At 65.4% G+C, this 16,003-nt stretch carries 17 protein-coding genes; 1 reads left to right on the top strand and 16 read right to left on the bottom strand.

Going from position 1 to position 16,003, the window contains the following annotated elements:
* Nucleotides 1-133 precede the first annotated feature (133 nt).
* The 16 genes from CA12_RS23275 to CA12_RS14235 all read right to left on the bottom strand — a co-directional run bounded on the left by CA12_RS23275 (nucleotide 134) and on the right by CA12_RS14235 (nucleotide 12,796).
* On the bottom strand, nucleotides 134-250 hold the full coding sequence (locus CA12_RS23275) for a transposase (protein ID WP_145361544.1): 117 nt from the start codon (nucleotides 248-250) through the stop codon (nucleotides 134-136).
* Between the two features lie 198 nt (nucleotides 251-448).
* Nucleotides 449-1,396 (bottom strand): hypothetical protein, encoded by a 948-nt coding sequence (locus CA12_RS14170; RefSeq protein ID WP_145359699.1) that lies wholly within the window; start codon nucleotides 1,394-1,396, stop codon nucleotides 449-451.
* Nucleotides 1,397-1,589: 193 nt separating this feature from the next.
* Nucleotides 1,590-2,807 (bottom strand): S8 family peptidase, encoded by a 1,218-nt coding sequence (locus CA12_RS14175; RefSeq protein WP_145359700.1) that lies wholly within the window; start codon nucleotides 2,805-2,807, stop codon nucleotides 1,590-1,592.
* 44 nt (nucleotides 2,808-2,851) lie between these two features.
* Nucleotides 2,852-3,337 carry a hypothetical protein gene (locus CA12_RS14180; RefSeq protein ID WP_145359701.1) on the bottom strand — a complete coding sequence of 162 codons (486 nt, stop codon included), beginning with the start codon at nucleotides 3,335-3,337 and terminating at the stop codon, nucleotides 2,852-2,854.
* A 41-nt stretch (nucleotides 3,338-3,378) separates the two neighbouring features.
* The gene (locus CA12_RS14185) at nucleotides 3,379-4,356 is read right to left on the bottom strand and encodes a caspase family protein (protein ID WP_145359702.1); all 978 of its coding nucleotides are present in this window, start codon (nucleotides 4,354-4,356) and stop codon (nucleotides 3,379-3,381) included.
* Nucleotides 4,357-4,373: 17 nt separating this feature from the next.
* The gene (locus CA12_RS14190) at nucleotides 4,374-4,757 is read right to left on the bottom strand and encodes a TIR domain-containing protein (RefSeq protein WP_145359703.1); all 384 of its coding nucleotides are present in this window, start codon (nucleotides 4,755-4,757) and stop codon (nucleotides 4,374-4,376) included.
* Between the two features lie 508 nt (nucleotides 4,758-5,265).
* Nucleotides 5,266-5,415, bottom strand: coding sequence for a hypothetical protein (locus tag CA12_RS22160; RefSeq protein ID WP_165700768.1), 150 nt, complete (start codon nucleotides 5,413-5,415; stop codon nucleotides 5,266-5,268).
* A gap of 942 nt (nucleotides 5,416-6,357) precedes the next feature.
* Nucleotides 6,358-6,846 (bottom strand): hypothetical protein, encoded by a 489-nt coding sequence (locus tag CA12_RS14195; RefSeq protein WP_145359704.1) that lies wholly within the window; start codon nucleotides 6,844-6,846, stop codon nucleotides 6,358-6,360.
* Nucleotides 6,847-6,882: 36 nt separating this feature from the next.
* A complete protein-coding gene (locus tag CA12_RS14200) occupies nucleotides 6,883-8,412 on the bottom strand; it encodes a hypothetical protein (protein WP_145359705.1) in 1,530 nt (509 codons plus the stop codon).
* 93 nt (nucleotides 8,413-8,505) lie between these two features.
* Nucleotides 8,506-8,712: a hypothetical protein gene (locus tag CA12_RS14205; RefSeq protein WP_145359706.1), complete on the bottom strand. Its 207-nt coding sequence runs from the start codon at nucleotides 8,710-8,712 to the stop codon at nucleotides 8,506-8,508.
* Between the two features lie 98 nt (nucleotides 8,713-8,810).
* Nucleotides 8,811-8,972: a hypothetical protein gene (locus CA12_RS14210; protein ID WP_242687916.1), complete on the bottom strand. Its 162-nt coding sequence runs from the start codon at nucleotides 8,970-8,972 to the stop codon at nucleotides 8,811-8,813.
* The gene (locus CA12_RS14215) at nucleotides 8,969-10,117 is read right to left on the bottom strand and encodes a hypothetical protein (protein ID WP_207622003.1); all 1,149 of its coding nucleotides are present in this window, start codon (nucleotides 10,115-10,117) and stop codon (nucleotides 8,969-8,971) included. Before CA12_RS14215 ends, CA12_RS14210 begins: the two co-directional genes overlap by 4 nt.
* A gap of 80 nt (nucleotides 10,118-10,197) precedes the next feature.
* Entirely contained in the window at nucleotides 10,198-11,784 is a 1,587-nt protein-coding gene (locus tag CA12_RS14220) for an AAA family ATPase (protein WP_145359708.1), read from the bottom strand.
* A gap of 52 nt (nucleotides 11,785-11,836) precedes the next feature.
* Complete coding sequence (locus tag CA12_RS14225; RefSeq protein WP_145359709.1) at nucleotides 11,837-12,031, bottom strand: DUF2997 domain-containing protein; 195 nt, start codon at nucleotides 12,029-12,031, stop codon at nucleotides 11,837-11,839.
* On the bottom strand, nucleotides 12,031-12,435 hold the full coding sequence (locus CA12_RS14230) for a DUF1257 domain-containing protein (protein WP_207622004.1): 405 nt from the start codon (nucleotides 12,433-12,435) through the stop codon (nucleotides 12,031-12,033). The genes CA12_RS14225 and CA12_RS14230 overlap by 1 nt, the downstream gene beginning before the upstream one ends.
* Before the next feature lie 43 nt (nucleotides 12,436-12,478).
* A complete protein-coding gene (locus CA12_RS14235) occupies nucleotides 12,479-12,796 on the bottom strand; it encodes a hypothetical protein (protein WP_145359710.1) in 318 nt (105 codons plus the stop codon).
* A 225-nt stretch (nucleotides 12,797-13,021) separates the two neighbouring features.
* On the opposite strand from CA12_RS14235, the gene CA12_RS14240 reads away from it, so the two are divergent.
* Nucleotides 13,022-15,988 (top strand): sigma factor-like helix-turn-helix DNA-binding protein, encoded by a 2,967-nt coding sequence (locus tag CA12_RS14240; RefSeq protein ID WP_145359711.1) that lies wholly within the window; start codon nucleotides 13,022-13,024, stop codon nucleotides 15,986-15,988.
* Nucleotides 15,989-16,003: the final 15 nt, after the last annotated feature.

The following is a 16,003-nucleotide window of genomic DNA, read 5'->3' on the forward strand; positions in this document are numbered from 1 at the left end:
TAGAGTGCAGGGTGTGGGCGTCGAAGATCGTGACGGTCGGATCGTCCCGGCGGTCCTTCAGCAGCCGCTCGAAGATCCGCAGATCGTGGGCGATCGCCTCGAAGACGCCGGCGACCTGCCAGCGGCGGGACTGTTAGTAGACCGCCTCCCACGACGGAAAATCGTTCGGCAGGTACCGCCAGACGCAGCCGTTTTTGACGATGTACCGCAGCGCACCGAACAGCTTCCGGGACGGATGGAGCCGTTGCAGGGGCGTCCTCCCGCATCAGCGTCAGGTACGGCGTGAGAAACTCCCGCTCCGCGTCCGTCACGTCGCTGGGGTAGCATTTCTGTGGCGTGTTCATGCCCATTCGCTACCGCTGTAAAGCGAAGTTCAACAGCAGGCTCTAAGCTTAGCGACCACATTGGCGCCAAAGCGATCTGCCCGCTGCAAGAAGACCAAACGCACTCATTCGCTGCTCGTGTGGCCGAACCCGAGCCTTCGCAAGTAATCATTAGGGGAGCTAAGTTGACTTGGTGAAACTCGCACCAACCTCACGACGCCGTCACACATCGTAAACATATTCACCCCATACTCACTGTCCTTGAAATGAGGGAGCGTCAACCCTCTGACCGTCAGCTTCTTCACGGCACTCTCCCACATTTCCGACAGCTTAACTGACGAACTCTCCCACACACCGCCGCCAGTCGGCCTCCACATCCACACATCTTGATCAGGCGGCATTATAAACACGCACTTCTCGCTCAACTGGTCGCTTAGGTACACGAGTTCCTCAAGAGTCGCCGAGAATTGATCATCCGTCGACGCGTCGATAGGAAGACAGAAAACTACCTGTGCCTCATGGGCAAGCCGGCGGAAGGTGGGGAACCACTCTGACATCGATGCTTGATATTGCCCGGGACGGTCGTACAGCAGCATCCCCTTGAACTTGTCGAACTCTCTGTCGTAAACAGTTGTATTGCACATCGCCGAACTTGCGAACTTCTCACCCCAGACCTTATGCATAGATTCCTTCACCGGGCTAAACGAAATCATGATGGTCGATCTCCTAAATCCGAGAGCGAGGCGACTTTCTAGCGACCAATGATCAAGCTGGCCTGCTTGTTCGCGGCTTCCCGAAAATACTGCACGGTCCAATGCAAAAGGCCTCAGGAAAAGGGCAAATTTCCGATGGATCGGCCGCTCATCCGACGTGACGTCCCGCACGAGCTGGTCAGCCCCTTCGTCAAGCATGCAATGCTGGAGTTTCTTCGCCCTGATCATTAGGTCAAGCCGAATGTTGCCTATAGTGGCCCTGTATATTAGGACGTAGTAATTGGCGACCACGCATACGCCAAGCAATACCCACCAACCTTGTTGGCGAAAGATAATCATTAAAGGGAACAGCACGCACATACTAATTATTTCGGGGCTCATGAACCGTGCGAGGCACCCGAGCATGATCAGCAGTCGTCGGATAAGATTCCTCATAGCAACGACCCGCGTGCATGAGACAAAAACACTGCCTTTTTATTTTCAAATGAGGAACTGGGTTCTCGTTGCTTCCCGTGGCTCGTGTACATTGGCAACATCGCGCGCTCGTATACCGTCAGGCACTCGGCGGCGCCTGGACAAGACCTAGACCCACATCAGCCGGCTGGTATCTAGGGTCGAGCGATGCGGTTGTAGCTGACCCAGCCAGTTTCGTTTCTAATGTAAATGGGGTGAGCGTACGCTGGCGACGCAGCCACTGCGCCCACAGTGCCGCTACACCGGCGACGTGCGGGGCGGCCATGCTGGTGCCGTTGAACGCGACCAAGCCGGCTGAGTTCGCCTGTGCCGAGAGGACGTTCACGCCCGGCGCGGCGACCATCGCACCGGAGTTGGAAAAGCGTGCGGGGACGTACCCGCCGTCTCCCTGTCCGAGCGCCGCCACGGACAGGATTCCGTCGGTAGCCGCAGGGAGGCCGACGGCGATGCTCCAATCCGGGTTCTGGAACTGTCGGTTCTCGTTTCCTGCCGCCGCGACGATGATGCTCGTGCCGCCGAACTCGTGCCTTGCCTTCACGAAGCTGACGAGCCCCTCGTACACGCCGATGGTCGTGCGGAAACCTTCTAACGCGATGCTCGTCGCCAAGTCAGTCGGTATTCCGCTTTGATTTACGAGCCGGTCGACGTAGCCGGGAAAGTCGATCCCGAGGGACATCGAAATGACCGTTGCGCCGTTCTTGACGGCCCACTCGATGGCTTCGAGGGACCAGAGGGTGTTGCCCGATCCATCGTTGCCCAGCACTTTGCCGATGAGGGCGCGTTGGACGCCACGCGCCACGCCAATGCGGATTCCACTCACGTCGCGGCCGAAGATTGTTCCCGCGCAGTGTGTGCCGTGGCCGTTCACGTCGCCGTTGCCGTCCCCGGTGAAGTCTTGCTCGACGATGTCCACGCCGGCGAACGCCGGATGGTTCCTGTCGATGCCCGTATCAAGTACGGCGACGGTGACCCCCTCGCCGGTCAGCTGCGAGCCGTCGGCCCCCACGGCCTGCACGCCCCAAGTCACGTTGCCGAGGGTCGCTTCAGGTGGCGTGCCGTCGACGTCCAAGGGCGCGATGAGCCGCGTCGGCATCTGCGGCGCGATTGCAACAACGTCGTTCTGCTGTCGGAGCTCGGCGACGCGATTCGAGTCCAGATCGTCCGCCTCGATCCGCGGGTCTGCGGCGAACGGGCCGCCCCCGATCAACCCGCCGCGAACGCCGGTGCCGAGCGGCCCCGTGAACGGGCCTGTCGCCGCAGTGCCGCCGGCACGGAGGATGACGTATTTCTGCTTCATAATGTTGCCCACAGTCTGAGCGGGGGTTTAGATCGACGTCGCCTTCATCGACCGTGTGACTTCACTGTCCGATCGAGCGGGTTGATATGGACGAGGGGTACCCCGGACTCTATGGCGAATGCAACGATGTCCGCCGTACCACCCTTGCCCCTCGCCGGGAGTCCGTCCCAGACGGCAAGCATCCTGTCGGCGAGGTCAACAATTCGCTTCCCGGCCGCCAAATAGGCGTCTTCCTCGGTCCCTGCCACGTCGAGAGTTTCCACCTTCGCTTGACCCGCGATCGAATTGAAGGTTGGAACATTCTCCGCCGGGAGCGTCCGAGCGATGTCGGCGAATGGCAGAACGGCATGCACGGAACCGTCCCTCTCTAATACGAGACGTGCGAGCAGTTGATCCGCCCCGATTGCCAGCGACGTCACCGCCACCAAAGGTCGGGCAGCAGCGTCGAGCTCTCGACTCATGGCTGCCTCTACCCACGGCCAAACCGAGGCGTCGTCTAACTTTTGGTGCCCTGTGATGCCGATTTTCATATCTTCTCGATAAGAATCGAGGGCTACTCGATTTTCGCCACTCAGACTCGTTTGAGTTCAGCGAGACGTCTGTAATGTTCGCCGAGGGCAGTGAGGCGGACCGGCTTGCTTTCCATACATGCGTCCCAAAGATTGGCGACGCCGACCGGTACAAGGAGCGCCGCACGGTTGTATTTTCTCAGCACAAGCAGCTTTTCGACGTTGGCGGGGTCGGCGGCCGGCATCATCTCGGTCCTCCCGTCGTCCCGCGGTTCGAAAGAGGGGTCAAGCTGATATTCCGAACCGCGGGATGGAAAGAACTCGAGCATGCGGCGGATCTCTTCTACGGTGACGACTGGCTCCACACGTCGCAGCGACACAAAGCTCTGCACGTTCGTCTTGAAGACGGGGCGCTGCTCGAGGAAGCTTAACGACTGATCGACGTGTGCGTATACGCTACCCGGCGTGATCTCCCCGAGAATGTTTGCCGCCGCTCCGCTCAGGGCGTCGACGAGTAGCGACGTGAACACTCCGCCCATACCGCTTTCATGTGCATACTGATCCTGTGATGACGCCGTCATAATCGTCAACCCCTCAGACAGGACAGAGTTTTGGCCGACGTGCGGCACAACGCCGGCCGCACCGGAGTGGCAGCTGTCGAGCAGTATGACTCGATTACGGATCTTCGACTCATTCGCCATCACTAACAAGTCTGACAGCGAAAGGCCTTGGTCGCCTCGGCTGCATTCGCTCGTGAGCAAATAGCCGCCTGTACGTTCAACGTGCCCATGTCCGGCGAAATAGAAAAGGGCAATGTCGCTGTTGCTTTGAAAAAGTCTCTCTACCAGATTCCTGAGATCGCCACTGTTGACTCCTTCGCCTGTCGTGCTGGCGGTACGCAGTTCGACCTGAAAGTTCGCACTTCCGTCGGCATGGCTGTACAACAACTGCTGAATAGCGTGCGCGTCACTGACGGCGCCGTGGAGTCTGGGGAATGGATGGCCGTAATGATCGATACCCACTACGAGTGCTGACCGCATGCTCACGTCAACCTCGGTCAGAGACTATCGAGAAAGTTGGCGATATTGTCCCATGTCCAGCTGACAACTCGTACCCCCGCAAACTCACGCGGGAGTGCGCTTGGACGTTCCTTGACAGAAATGTGAACTCCACGCACAGGCACCTCTTCCTGTAGGGCGCAGCCAACCTCCCAAAGCTGTCCGTCCGCGCTGGCCGTATTCTTACTGACGAGGGCGATAACGCCGTCACAGCCTTTAATCTTCGTGCGGCAGTTCGTTTTCCATTTCTCGTCCCACGGTTTTTTTACGCCCATGTCGACAAACTCGAACGGGCTGTTCTCGTTCCTCGCTTGCCCAACGAGGTGGTGATAGGCCGACTTGTCTTCAATCGGAAAGCTAATGAAGATACGCTTCTTGCCCATTATGTTCTTTCGTGAGAGCTCACTGAACTTAGTCTGATTTCAGCGGCCGGTGGGAACCATTTATGCCGGCGACGCCTCCTGGAAGTGTTGCCTCGCCGACAACAGCAGGGCGACCAGCAGCCCGATGACGTCGACTACGAGCTGCAACTCGATTCCCGTGAAACCGCGGGAACGTACCGTCAGCCGCTCCTCGCCGGCCACCCGAACTCGGGATTTGCCGCCACTCGAGAGGGTTCACGGTACCATAGGGGCTGTACTTTTGGAGAGGCCGGGCTGATCGCCCCATCGAGGCGGTTCATGCTGCTCACCACAGTCGGCCGCGTCAAGGCGACACGGAACCCCTCGCCGGGATCGCAGTCGGTCGCGGGCTGCGAATGGCCAATCTTCGGCCGCGACGGATCGACACTCTAAAGTAGACGCTGCTCTCCGGTAGCCTGGTAGTTAAAGAGAGAACTCCGCCCCGCCCGAACCCGGGCGGGGCAGGATCCAAGACAGTCGCAGGTTGAGATCAGGTCCGGGCACGTTCCTTCAACCCGTCGTTCGCCTCGCTCGCCTGCCGGCGGGACAGTTCCTCGGCCGTGGTCAGCCCGAACCGTCGCCGCGGTTCCTCCGTCAGTTCCACGAGGGCCCGGTGACTGAAGGCGTGCAGCGCCCGCACCTGCTTTTCCGTGCAGGGCAGCGAGCCGCGGCCGTTGGAAGGCGAGCCGGGTCGCCGGGGCTAAACCGGCGGTCGCCCCGCAGCGCCCGACCGGCAATCCGCCCCCGCACCGTCAGCACGCACGCGAGACCGTCGACCGGCGGGAGTTCGCCGGTCTCCAGTCGGCCGGCCTCTGCCCGTCCGGAAGCGTCGCGGGGCGTCCTTCGGCAGCCCCGCGGGTCGCCGTTTCGCCCGTTCCGCCCCGTTCCGCCCCGTTCCGCCAGATTGAACGCCGCCGGAACAACCTAACCTATTGCCTCACAGCGTCTTACCTCTTCCTGTTCCACTGTTCCGTCTTTCTGAAGGGATAGATAGTAGTAGACGGAAACTCACGTGAGGGGGTGTTCTCCCTCGCCTGGAACGGCGGAACGCGTTCCCGATGCGGCGGCGCCCGACCGGAAGAATCCCGCCGGCCTCGAGGAAGCGTGCTTCCGCCTTTCCACAAACACCCGGGGCGGCCCGAGGCCGCCCCGGCCCGTGCGGTTTTGCGTCTCGACCTGCTTCACCGTCACGCGGACCCTGGCACGGCCCGCCCGTCGCGGCGGGTCGTTCTTCACGCCTTCACGCCTCGGCCCCGCCCGCGTGAAGCCGATGTGAAGCCATTCGCACAAGCCAGACAGGCGGAAGTAGCCCTCTTCACACTTTCACACCATTTCTGAATGAAGAAGAGATAAAGAGGGATCCTTCTCTCTGCTCTCTTCCCCGGTGTGACCGTGAAACTGTGAAACCGCCCCGCCGCCCGCCGTGGGAACCGGCCAGACGGCGGGACTCGCTCTCGGTCCGGCGGGCGCCCCTGCCCGATCCCCGGGTTCCACAGGCCGCGGCCGCGACCGCTGCGGGCTAAAAGTGAAAAGGCCCACCCCGCCCGTTCCGGGGCGGGGCGGGGTCGCTCGCGGGCGCGCTTCAGGCTTCCGCCTTCTCCTTGAACCGGTCGATCGCCTCGCTGGCCTGCCGGCGGGATAAGTCCTCCGCGGTGGTGACGCCCAGCCGCCGCAACTCGGCGGCCAAGTCCGCCCCAGCCCTGCGGCTGAAGGCGTGCAGGGCCCGGACTTGTTTCTCCGTGCAGGGGAGACCCCCGCGACCGTTGCCGGCGTAGCCGTTGTCGTTCGTGCCATTGCGGGCGTGGCCGTTGTCGCCGCCGTTTCGCCGCGGGTCCGCTGTCGGCCGCCACCGCTGCTCCTCCACCTCGTTGTGAGGTTCAGGCGTGACGCCCAGCTCTTCGTCGACGGCGGCCCGCAGCGTCTCGAAGCAGCCGCGGACCTGCCGCCGCAACTTGTCGGAATCCTTCAGCACGTCGGCCGGCAGTTCGATCTCCACGTTCACCATCGCCCCGCGGCTGCCGTAATTCGGCAGGCCGATCTTGCGGGACAGGCCCGCGTTCAACTTCAGCATCTGCCTCTCCTTCGTGTTGCGCGAAACAGGAACCAGTCAGGCGACCAGCGAGCCGAGCCGCTTCAGCCCGGCGAGGGCGCTGGTAACGGTGCGGTTGCGGCGTTTCAGCTTGCGGAGGTCCGTCGCCAGCGATCTGGCTTCCGAGGCCGCGTCGGACAACGTGCTGCCGAGGGCGGAGACCCGCTCCAGCAGGGCGTCGTGGTCCGGCGAGGTGTCCGGGTTCTCTTCGCCGCGGACGGCGTGGCCGTTGGCGTCGCCGTTCGTGCGGTAGCCGTTCGCGTTCTGGGCGATGCGGTTGCGGGGCATCGTGGGGGCGGTCCTCGTGGGAGAAGCGGGTTGAGAAGTCCGGCCCTCGCGGACCGCGACGGGCGTCTCAGCGGCTCTGGGTGGAGCCGAGTTCGTGGGTTCATCTGCGGTCAGCCTCACCGCGTCCTTCGCCGAAACCGGATCGCCGGCGAGCGTGGCGAAGACGATCGTCGTGCTGAGGGTTTCTGTGCCGGCGGCGTCGCACCGCACCGGCTCCTCAGCGCCGTTCAGCACGATCTCCGTGCAGCCGTTGGACAACGCCCTGCCGACGAACCGGCGGTCGGCGACGCAGATCGCCGTACCGCTGACCTGCGAGGACGCCGTGGCCAACTCCACCGGCCTGCCGCCCTCGTCCGCGGCACGAATCAGGAACAGGCCGTCCTTCGCCTCCAGCGTGACTGGGCGGCGGTCGGCGCCGACTCCCGGGAGTCGGTCCAGCCGGTCGGCGAGGAACGCCGCGTCGGCCCCAGAGAGGCTGACGGAGGCCTTCCCCTCGCCGCCGGGAACCACACGGTCCAGGTCCGGGAACCGGGCGTCCCGGGCCTCCGGCGTCCACAGCGTCCAGTCGCCGACGGAGAGGACCACGAGCGGAACCTTCGGTCCGTCCGTCACCCTCGCCACGCGGAGCTCCGCGTCCTTCAGCTGCGAACAGCTCAGGACGTGCGGGGCCGGCAGCAGGACGGGCTGTTCCCAGGGGAAGGAATAGCCCCGGGCGATCAGCAGGTGATGACTGTCGGTCGCTTCGATGCGACCGGCGTGCGGGTCCAGCCGCACGCAGCCCAGGGCGTAGCGGGTCGACTCCGCGTCGGTCACGGCCACGGCCGACCGCAGCGCCGCGGCGAAGCCGGGGCCGGGGTCATGGAAGCTGCCAACGGCCGGCGGAGCGAACGTCGCCGCCCGGTCGCGGTCCTGCTTTTCCAGCGAGCCGCGGGCGCTGCGGGGCACGCCCTTCTCGTCCCAGTTGGCGACGACCGCGGCGCCGCCGTTGGCTTCGGCGAGGGAAACGTCGCCGTTCTTGGCAGCTCCGGCCTCCGCCAGCAGATTGAACGGCAGGACCAATCCGGCAGGCGGACGATCGCCGGGGATGAGCAGGCTGACGCCGCGGCCGTCAGGACCGACGGCGGTCAGCCGGGTTCCGCCTTCGGCTCCGGCGTCGATGCGGACCGGCGGCCCGTCGTCGCGGGCTTTGAGCCCGAGGTGTTTCTTCAGCACCGTGCGGAACGCATGCAGCGTTCGCCGGGGCAGCGTGATCGGGGGCATGGGGCCCTCTCGTGTTCGGGGATCAGCGGATGAGGGAAAAAGGCCGGCGACGGGGTTCAGCCCGTCGCCGGTCGTGAAGCCGCCGCCTTCAAATCAGTGAAAGGCGACGCGACCTTTGCCGCAGCGGTGCGGGTTCGTCCGCCGCCGGGCCTGGTGCTCGTCCCAGTCGATGGGGCCGAGGTCGTCGTCGAAGTGGGTGAACGACGGCGGGCCGTCGATCTGGAAGCCCATCCGGGCGATGGCGCCGACGCTCTCGCCGGTGACGGCGGCGATGCGGCGGTTCAGTTCGTGCTGGGGCATGGGAAGCTCCTGTTCGTGAAGTGGGAAAAGAAAAGCGACGAGCCGGCGATGAAGCCGACCCGCCGCTGGGGGGGTGAAGTCGAAGGTGGTGCCGGGCCTCAGCCTGGCGGGTTCAGCAGTTTGCGGATGAGCCAGTCGGCCTCCGCGGTCAATGCCTCGCTCCGCAGCGGGAACGGCCCCAGTACAGGACCGCCGCTCGGGGAGAGATCCGCGGTCCAGACGCCGCCGTCGGCGGGCTCGACGTGGCTGGCACGCGTCACGGAGCACGTACCCATCGCGGCGGCGTCGAGGAGTTCGCCGTACAACCCGCGGGCGTTCCCGTCGGAGCCGACGAACAGCTCCTGTGTTTCGCGAAACACGCTCCTCGGGGAGACCGCAGCACGCGACGGCGGGGGGCGTCGGCGACGAGCGGGTCGAGGGCCTCGGCCACGCCGGTCAGTCCCTCGCGGACCCGCTGTTGGAGCCAGCCGACGCCGGTGTTCGCCCGCAGGTCCACGGGGTCGACGCCCCGCATCAGTCCTTCGGCCTCCGCCACGACGGCGTCGAGGTCGGGGCTGCTGTTCACGTTCAGACGGCGGAACCGCTGGAAGAACTCCGTCAGGTTCTCGATCGCCGAATCGCGGAAGACCCGTGGCCCGCCGTTCTCGCCGCCGGTGAGGCGTTCCCGCAGGTGGTCGACCAGTTGGGCCAACTCCTGAGCGAACGCTTGCTCGGCCAGCTCCACGGCCTGTTCGAACCGCTGCCGCACGCGATCGCACTCCTGCTGGTACAGGCGGGGCGAGAGCCGCCGCAGGTAGTCCGGCGGCTCCACCGCGGGCAGGTCCCAGCTCAGCCCGAACAGCGGGGCCAGTGAGCGAGGGTAGTCAGACGGATCGAACAGATCGCCCAGCCGCTGCCGGGCCAGATCCACGAGGTCGTCCCGGCTTCGATCGACCTCGATCGCGGTCTCGGCGAGTTCCCGTTGGAATTCGTTCATCCGCCGTTCGAAGGAAGGCAGATCGTCGCGGGGCAACAACCGCACGCCGTTCTCGGGGAACGGCAGCGACGTCGTTTTCCAGTACGAAACAGCGGCGTGCCGCACCTTCGCGGCCGCCCGGAGGGCGGGGTGATTGGTGTCCAGCAGCTTCTTCGAGGCCGACAACGAACCACTGTCGGCGTCGAAGGGGCTGGCCGCCTCGTACTTTTGCTCCGGACTGAGGGTTCGCCTCAGCCCCGGCCAACTGACGTGCAGCCGCACCGCGGCGGCGTCCTCACGCAGCCGTTCGGCGGGGTCCCGTTCGCGGTGATCCCGTTCCTCGTCGAGGATCGTAACCTCCGCGGCGCCGTGGTCGGTCTCGGCGTCCGGCAGGTCCTCGTCGACTTCATGGGTTCGCCCGCGTCGCGGCGGGCCGATCAACAGCGTCATGGCGGCTCCTCTGGGTGTGAAATGAGAAACGCCCCGGCGAAGTGCCGGGGCGTGTGAAAGTCAGGGCGACGCAGGTCACGTCAGTTCAGCGAGTAGCCCCCGCCCGGCGGCCTCCGCTGCGTGTTGCGGCGGGGTCGCGGTTGATCGCCGGATTGCTGCCGATCGCGATGCCGGTACGGACCTCCGCCCTCGGCGTCCAAGCACCGACCGCTGGCCCACCGCCGCAGCTTCGCCAGTTGCTCCCTACCGCTCTCGCTGACCGGAACGACGTAGGAGCCAGCTTCGACCAGGGAGACGCCCAGCAGCGCGCTCAGGCGGCAGCAGGATTCGATCTCCGCCCCGGTCCAGCCCTCGTCGTCCGCGGGCTCGTCGCCGGCGTCGATCCCGTACTCCGCCCGGTAGCGGTCCCAGATTAACGCACGCTCCTCGGCGGCGGGCAGGTCGAGGAAGAACGTCGCGTCGAACCGGCCGGAGCGGGTCAGTTCGGCCGGCAGCCTCGACGCATCGTTGCTGGTCGCCACGGCGAACACGCCCCGCGGGCGATCGGCGAGCCAACTTAAAAGAGCGCCGAGCATCCGGGTGCCGACGCCGCTGTCCTGCTGCCCGCCGGACGTGCCGGCGAGGGCCTTCTCGACCTCGTCAATAAAAAGCACGCAGGGCGACATCGCCTCCACCGTGGCCAGCGCCCGCCTCGTGTTTTCCTCCGACTGACCCACGAGCGAACCCATCAGCCCGCCGATATCCAGCGACAGGGTGGGCCGACCGACCTCGCTGCCGAGAGCCTTGGCGAAGGCCGATTTGCCGGATCCAGGCGGGCCTAGCAGGAGCACGCCCTTGGGCTCGGCGTGCGGGTGCAGGTTGGTCAGGGCCGTGCGGCAGAAGGCTTTCAGGGCCTGCATGCCGCCGAGGGAACCGAAGCCGGGACCGTTGCGGCACAGCGTTAGCGAGCCGGAGCCGGTCAGCTGCTTCGCCTTCAGCTCCCAGAGCGGGTCGGGGTCCAGCTTGCCGTGCCGCACCAGCGACAGGGCGAAGGCGTTCTCGGCTTCCGAGCGGGTCAGTCCCGCCGCGGCGTCGAGCACCGCCCACATCTCCTCCGGAAGTTCGCCCGGCTCCGTGGCGACGCCCTTCGCCACGCCGTCCAGTTCTTCCCGGCTGGGAAGCGGGTGATCGAGAACGGCGAAGTCCCGCTTCAACTCCGGCGGCAGGTCGCCGGTCGGCTGAATCAGCACCAAGCAGGTGCGGCGGGTCTTGCCCGCGGCGAGCGTGCCTCGAATGGCCGCCAGCAGTTCGGCGGACTGGAAGAAGCGGTGGACGTGGACCATCGCTAAGACCGCCGGCGTCTCGCCGTCTCCGCTCTGCGGCAGGGCCTTCACGGCGGCCAGTGGATCACCGGGCCCCTCTTCGTCGCCTGTCGCCGTCCACGCGGCGAAGGTCCAGTTCCTCTCTTGGCAGACTGCGGCGAGGTCGCGAACGGCATCCTCGGGTTCGTCGCTGGTCACCAGCACGCCGGGGAAGGCGGCGGCGATCAGCTCCGCGAACCGCCGCTTCAGGGTCGGCGGTCGCTCCTCCTCGGGGCTTTCGCCGGGCAGGCGTCGCCCCTCGTCGCGTCGCTCGCCTCGTCGTCTTCGACACCGGCCGGGGTTCTCGCCCGACGGTCGTCTGGCCATCGGCATCTCCTGCTGGGGGTGTTTGGGTTGGGAATGCACTCGGCCGCGGAATCTACGCCCGCAGCCGCTCCTGCTCGCTGACCGATTCGGTCGCGTGGTATTCGGGCGTCAGCCGCTCGGCGGTCTGGCTGCCGAGGGCGTCCTCGTAGGGCTGGCTGGCGGCCTTGCAGGCGGGGCCGGCGAAGCCCTTGGTCTCGACGCTGGTCTCGCCCTCCGGCGTGACGGTGATCTCGATGCGGGGGGTCATCAGGCGAGTCCTCCGTAGGCGTTCCCGGCGGCGCCGAAGCCGACGGCCCCGGCGGTGACGGTCAGCCGCACGCCGCCGTCGGGCAGCGGGGTCTCGCTGATCCGGTGCCCGCGGGCCTTCGCCTGCAGCTTGGCGGCTTCGACCGCGTAGGCCTGCTTCAGGCGGCCGAGGAAGGCGTCGTCGCCCCAGCGGCCGTTGTAGGTATCGCAGCGGACGTTTCCGTCGGTCTGCACCAGCACGGGGTAGACGAACCCCGGCGGCCTCACTGCGAGGCCGCTGTGTTCGGCGCCGTCGAAGAACTTGACGGTCTCGTTCCGGGGTTCCGGCAGCTTCAGCCGGGCGCAGGCGGCGGACAACGCCGCCGGGTCTCTCAGCTTCGTCTCGATCGTGACGACGTGGCTCATGGGACCGCGTCCTTTCGGGTGAGGGGATGGGAAAGCCGATCCGCTACGGCAGCCGCAGCGGGCGGCGGAGCGGGTCCGGCAGGGGGTTCGTGCGGTTCGCGGGGCCGCTGTTCGGCGGGGGGCCGCGGAATCGGCCGCCGCGGTCGCGGCGGGGGGCGCGGTTGCGCTGGTGACCGCCGGGATGTTCGTCGTGGTGCGGCGGCCTGGGCGGCGGCTTCACGATCCAAGCTCCCAAGGCGACCAGCGCGGCCCCGAGGGCCAGCAGCAGGACGGCGGGGAACAGGTCGTTCGCCCACGGACCGGAAGGGGGTACGGGCTCGGCAAAGGCGAGCAGGGCCGCGAGCGGCGGCGGGTCGGGCATGGGTTCTTCCGACTGGGGAGAGGGGGCCGGCGGGTATTCCGCGGCGTCATCCCACAGTGCAGCGAACCCTCATCGGGTTTAGTGCCCCGAAGATCTGGATTCGTCCTCCCGCCGTTCCGATTTCGACGCAGCGGGAAGCGGTTTCGCTTGAATCCGCCCGCCGCCCGCCGCACCTTCCGGAGGCGGGTCCACTGACTTCACAATCCTCCGCGACCGCTCTACCGCATGCTTCCCGAGGACCAGTACCGTCAGCTTCGGAACCGTCTGCTAGACGTCGCAGACGACGTGCTGCTTGATCGGTCCTTACGGGAGTGGGCAGCTCCCCATGACCGTCTTCAACTTGCCCCCTCGTTGTGTGATCGGCCGCTGCGAGAGGTCTTCAATCTAAAGTTCCAATGGCTCGCGGCGCGGCGGGGCGTCGACGATGAGCAGATTGTGAGCTTTTTAATGTTGTTGAGACAGGTCGTCCGAGAAGCGGAGTCGTCGGTAGACAGTCCCTCAGTGGGGGAGTTGGAAGATTGGCAACATGCGGGTGCAGTCCGCTACGACCACCTTCGTGCGGAACTCGCCGGTCATATCGCACCGGAGCAGCTCGACCGGCCCCTGCGGGATTGGTCGAATTCCGGCGATACGCACCTACCGAAAGCGTTAGTTGACCAGCCGCTGAGCGAGGTACTGCGGTCCGATTTCCTAGACCTGACTGCGCCCCGAGAAATCGGACGGCGGCGGGCGGAGAAGTTCCTCGATCTACTGGAGCGGGCGATCAAGACTGAGCCCGGCGTGGGTCACCCGGACGATTCTCTGGATGATCCCGCCGCCGCGTACGAACGAGTTCGTCGCCAACTTCTTTCGCTGGCAGATCAGACGGTCCTTGCGCGCGCCCTCCGCTCTTGGCCTCGCTTCTACCGGGCCGGACTCTCCCTCTGCTTCGCCGATCCGCCCATTAGCGACCTCTTATCGGACAGCTATGCCGATCATGCCCTCAAGAACGGAGTGGGGCCGCTGAGGCTGGAAAAATTCATTGAAGTATTGGAAGAGTTGTGTCTTGAGGTGGCGGTTCGAGACCAGCTCGCTTTTACGGATGGTTTGGGAGAAGAAGAAACTGACGCAGCCCCTGTGCGGGGGGAGACACCGCTCGAGGTCGTCTTCGAGGCGCTCACGGAGGTTGAAGAATCCGCGAAAGCGGAGTCATCGACGACTGAAAAGGTTGAAGCAAGTTCGTCACCGCCCTCCACCGCGGAAGTCCGAACTCGCCTGCCCCAGTCTCCAGAACGACTAGACGAGTCAGCGTGGCGGCACATCCACGACTTATTCGTTCGACACCATCTCGCCCCGCAGCCGGTCGGGCGGTTCGCCGTCAGTCTCGCGGAGTTGCCGCGAACGCGTTGGCGAGATCCGATAGGCGAATATACTGGCCAACCGCTCGAAGAGTTCCGCGACGCCCCCGGAGTGGGTCCCACGCGGTTTCGTCAGATCGCCGACATCCTGCTCCGCGTCGCCGCACCGTTGGATCAGCCCCTCGCGGTCGAGGACCCGCGGGAAGGTTTGACGGTTCAAGTCCTGCCGACTCGCGTCGCCCGCGTGCGAACCTGGATTGACGACGTCCTAGCCAGCGAAGCCCGCCCGTCGGCGGCGATAATCGCTGAGCAGTTCCTCGAACCGCTGCTCGAACAGATCGGTTGGGACTTGGGGTTCGAGACTGCCGAGTGCCTGCGCGGGCGGCTCGGACTCGACGGGGCGGTGCTAACGCTCCAAACGCTGGCGGAGGAATTCGGACTGTCACGCGAGCGGATCCGTCAACTCACGGCCCGCGCCAGCGACGTGCTCGGCGTCCGCTGGCCGGAGGCCCGGCACCTGCTGGACGACTTCTACGAACATTTTCGCCCATATGCGGACGCCGCCGACGCGGCGGCCCTTGTCGGCCGCACCATGGACTTACTGTTTAATGTGGAGGTCAGCGGGGACGAGACGCCCGAAGAGGTCTTAGAGAAATGGCGCAAGGTCGGGCGGAGTCGTTGTACGCCCTTCACCACGGACGAACTGCTGTCCTGGGCCGCCGGAGCTTGTCCGGGGGTGAAGCCGGAAATCGCGCGGGGTTGGATCGACGCGGCGTGTCCCGCCCTTCCCTCCGGAGGTCTCTACGCAGAAGCGGGCGAAACCCTGCACTTCACGGAGGAACCCCTCGACCGGTTGCTGGTCCGACTGATTCAAAGCGACGAGCCCATGCACCTCCGGGATGCCGCCGCTTTGGTCGAGTCGGAAGAACGGAGCCTTAAAGGCAGACTTGACCGCGACCTACGGTTCCTCCGCGACGAATTCGGTCGTGTCGCCCCTTCCGGGCGTTACCGCTTGAGCCGTCGCGGAGATCTTTGGGAGATCTCGCTGCCGGCTGTCGAGGGATCTGCCAGTTCCGGGCGGACGATGTCGCTGGAAGCGCTACGAACGCTCATCCTCTCGGGACTCAGTAGCCGCGGTATTCATGACGCGACGGCGTGGGGCGTGCATCGGTTCGCCCAGGAGACGCTGCGGCGACTGTTCGGCGTCACGCTGCCGCCGGGTCTCGATCAGTTCTTGCTCGCCGACGTTCTTGTGCAGGAGTCAGGCGGCGACGTCCGCCCGATGCGGCGACGTCGGTTGCGTTGGAACGAGGCCGGGGGGACGGCGACGGCCCTCGGCAAGCGAGGCTGGGTCTGCCGAACGGTCGCTGAGGCCGGCGGTCCGGTGACGCTCGGCGAAATTGGCGTTCGGCTCGCTCGCTACTATCAAGATTACGAGCCGTACGTGATCGGACAGTTGCCGAGCGCCTTCGAAGGACGGGACGACGAGGAGGGCGAGAATCCGCACGCCATTCGATTCGAGGGGGCCGGCCCCCTGCCCACCGTCGCGGTTCCGGAGGGATGGACGTTCGACACGGCACAGATGAACGTCTCGCCGGGCGTGCTGAAAGCCGCATATAAAGCGTCGAGCCGGCGGTTCAACAGTTCCGACCAAGTCCCCGCATGGTTCGAGGAATTGCTGAAGGAGGTTCGGCTCGGGCACGTCGCGGAGCCAACGGAGGCGGTCGAAGACGAAATACCGCCCGCTGAAGAAGTGCCGCCGAACGAGCCGGCCCCCGATCACGCCTTTTCGCCGCCGTCTCCCCAACCGCTCTCAACGGAAGAGCTCGATGAAGCGTTAGCGGGTCTCTTTTGAAGACTCGGTACAGAT

The organism is Alienimonas californiensis, assembly GCF_007743815.1.
GTDB classification, from domain to species: Bacteria; Planctomycetota; Planctomycetia; order Planctomycetales; family Planctomycetaceae; genus Alienimonas; species Alienimonas californiensis.

Coding starts and splice junctions, on each gene's coding strand:
- CA12_RS14170 (WP_145359699.1), bottom strand. CDS start 1,396: ATGTGCGTGCTGTTCCCTTTAATGATTATCTTTCGCCAACAAGGTTGG.
- CA12_RS14175 (WP_145359700.1), bottom strand. CDS start 2,807: ATGAAGCAGAAATACGTCATCCTCCGTGCCGGCGGCACTGCGGCGACA.
- CA12_RS14180 (WP_145359701.1), bottom strand. CDS start 3,337: ATGAAAATCGGCATCACAGGGCACCAAAAGTTAGACGACGCCTCGGTT.
- CA12_RS14185 (WP_145359702.1), bottom strand. CDS start 4,356: ATGCGGTCAGCACTCGTAGTGGGTATCGATCATTACGGCCATCCATTC.
- CA12_RS14190 (WP_145359703.1), bottom strand. CDS start 4,757: ATGGGCAAGAAGCGTATCTTCATTAGCTTTCCGATTGAAGACAAGTCG.
- CA12_RS14195 (WP_145359704.1), bottom strand. CDS start 6,846: ATGCTGAAGTTGAACGCGGGCCTGTCCCGCAAGATCGGCCTGCCGAAT.
- CA12_RS14200 (WP_145359705.1), bottom strand. CDS start 8,412: ATGCCCCCGATCACGCTGCCCCGGCGAACGCTGCATGCGTTCCGCACG.
- CA12_RS14205 (WP_145359706.1), bottom strand. CDS start 8,712: ATGCCCCAGCACGAACTGAACCGCCGCATCGCCGCCGTCACCGGCGAG.
- CA12_RS14215 (WP_207622003.1), bottom strand. CDS start 10,117: ATGACGCTGTTGATCGGCCCGCCGCGACGCGGGCGAACCCATGAAGTC.
- CA12_RS14220 (WP_145359708.1), bottom strand. CDS start 11,784: ATGGCCAGACGACCGTCGGGCGAGAACCCCGGCCGGTGTCGAAGACGA.
- CA12_RS14225 (WP_145359709.1), bottom strand. CDS start 12,031: ATGACCCCCCGCATCGAGATCACCGTCACGCCGGAGGGCGAGACCAGC.
- CA12_RS14230 (WP_207622004.1), bottom strand. CDS start 12,435: ATGAGCCACGTCGTCACGATCGAGACGAAGCTGAGAGACCCGGCGGCG.
- CA12_RS14235 (WP_145359710.1), bottom strand. CDS start 12,796: ATGCCCGACCCGCCGCCGCTCGCGGCCCTGCTCGCCTTTGCCGAGCCC.
- CA12_RS14240 (WP_145359711.1), top strand. CDS start 13,022: ATGCTTCCCGAGGACCAGTACCGTCAGCTTCGGAACCGTCTGCTAGAC.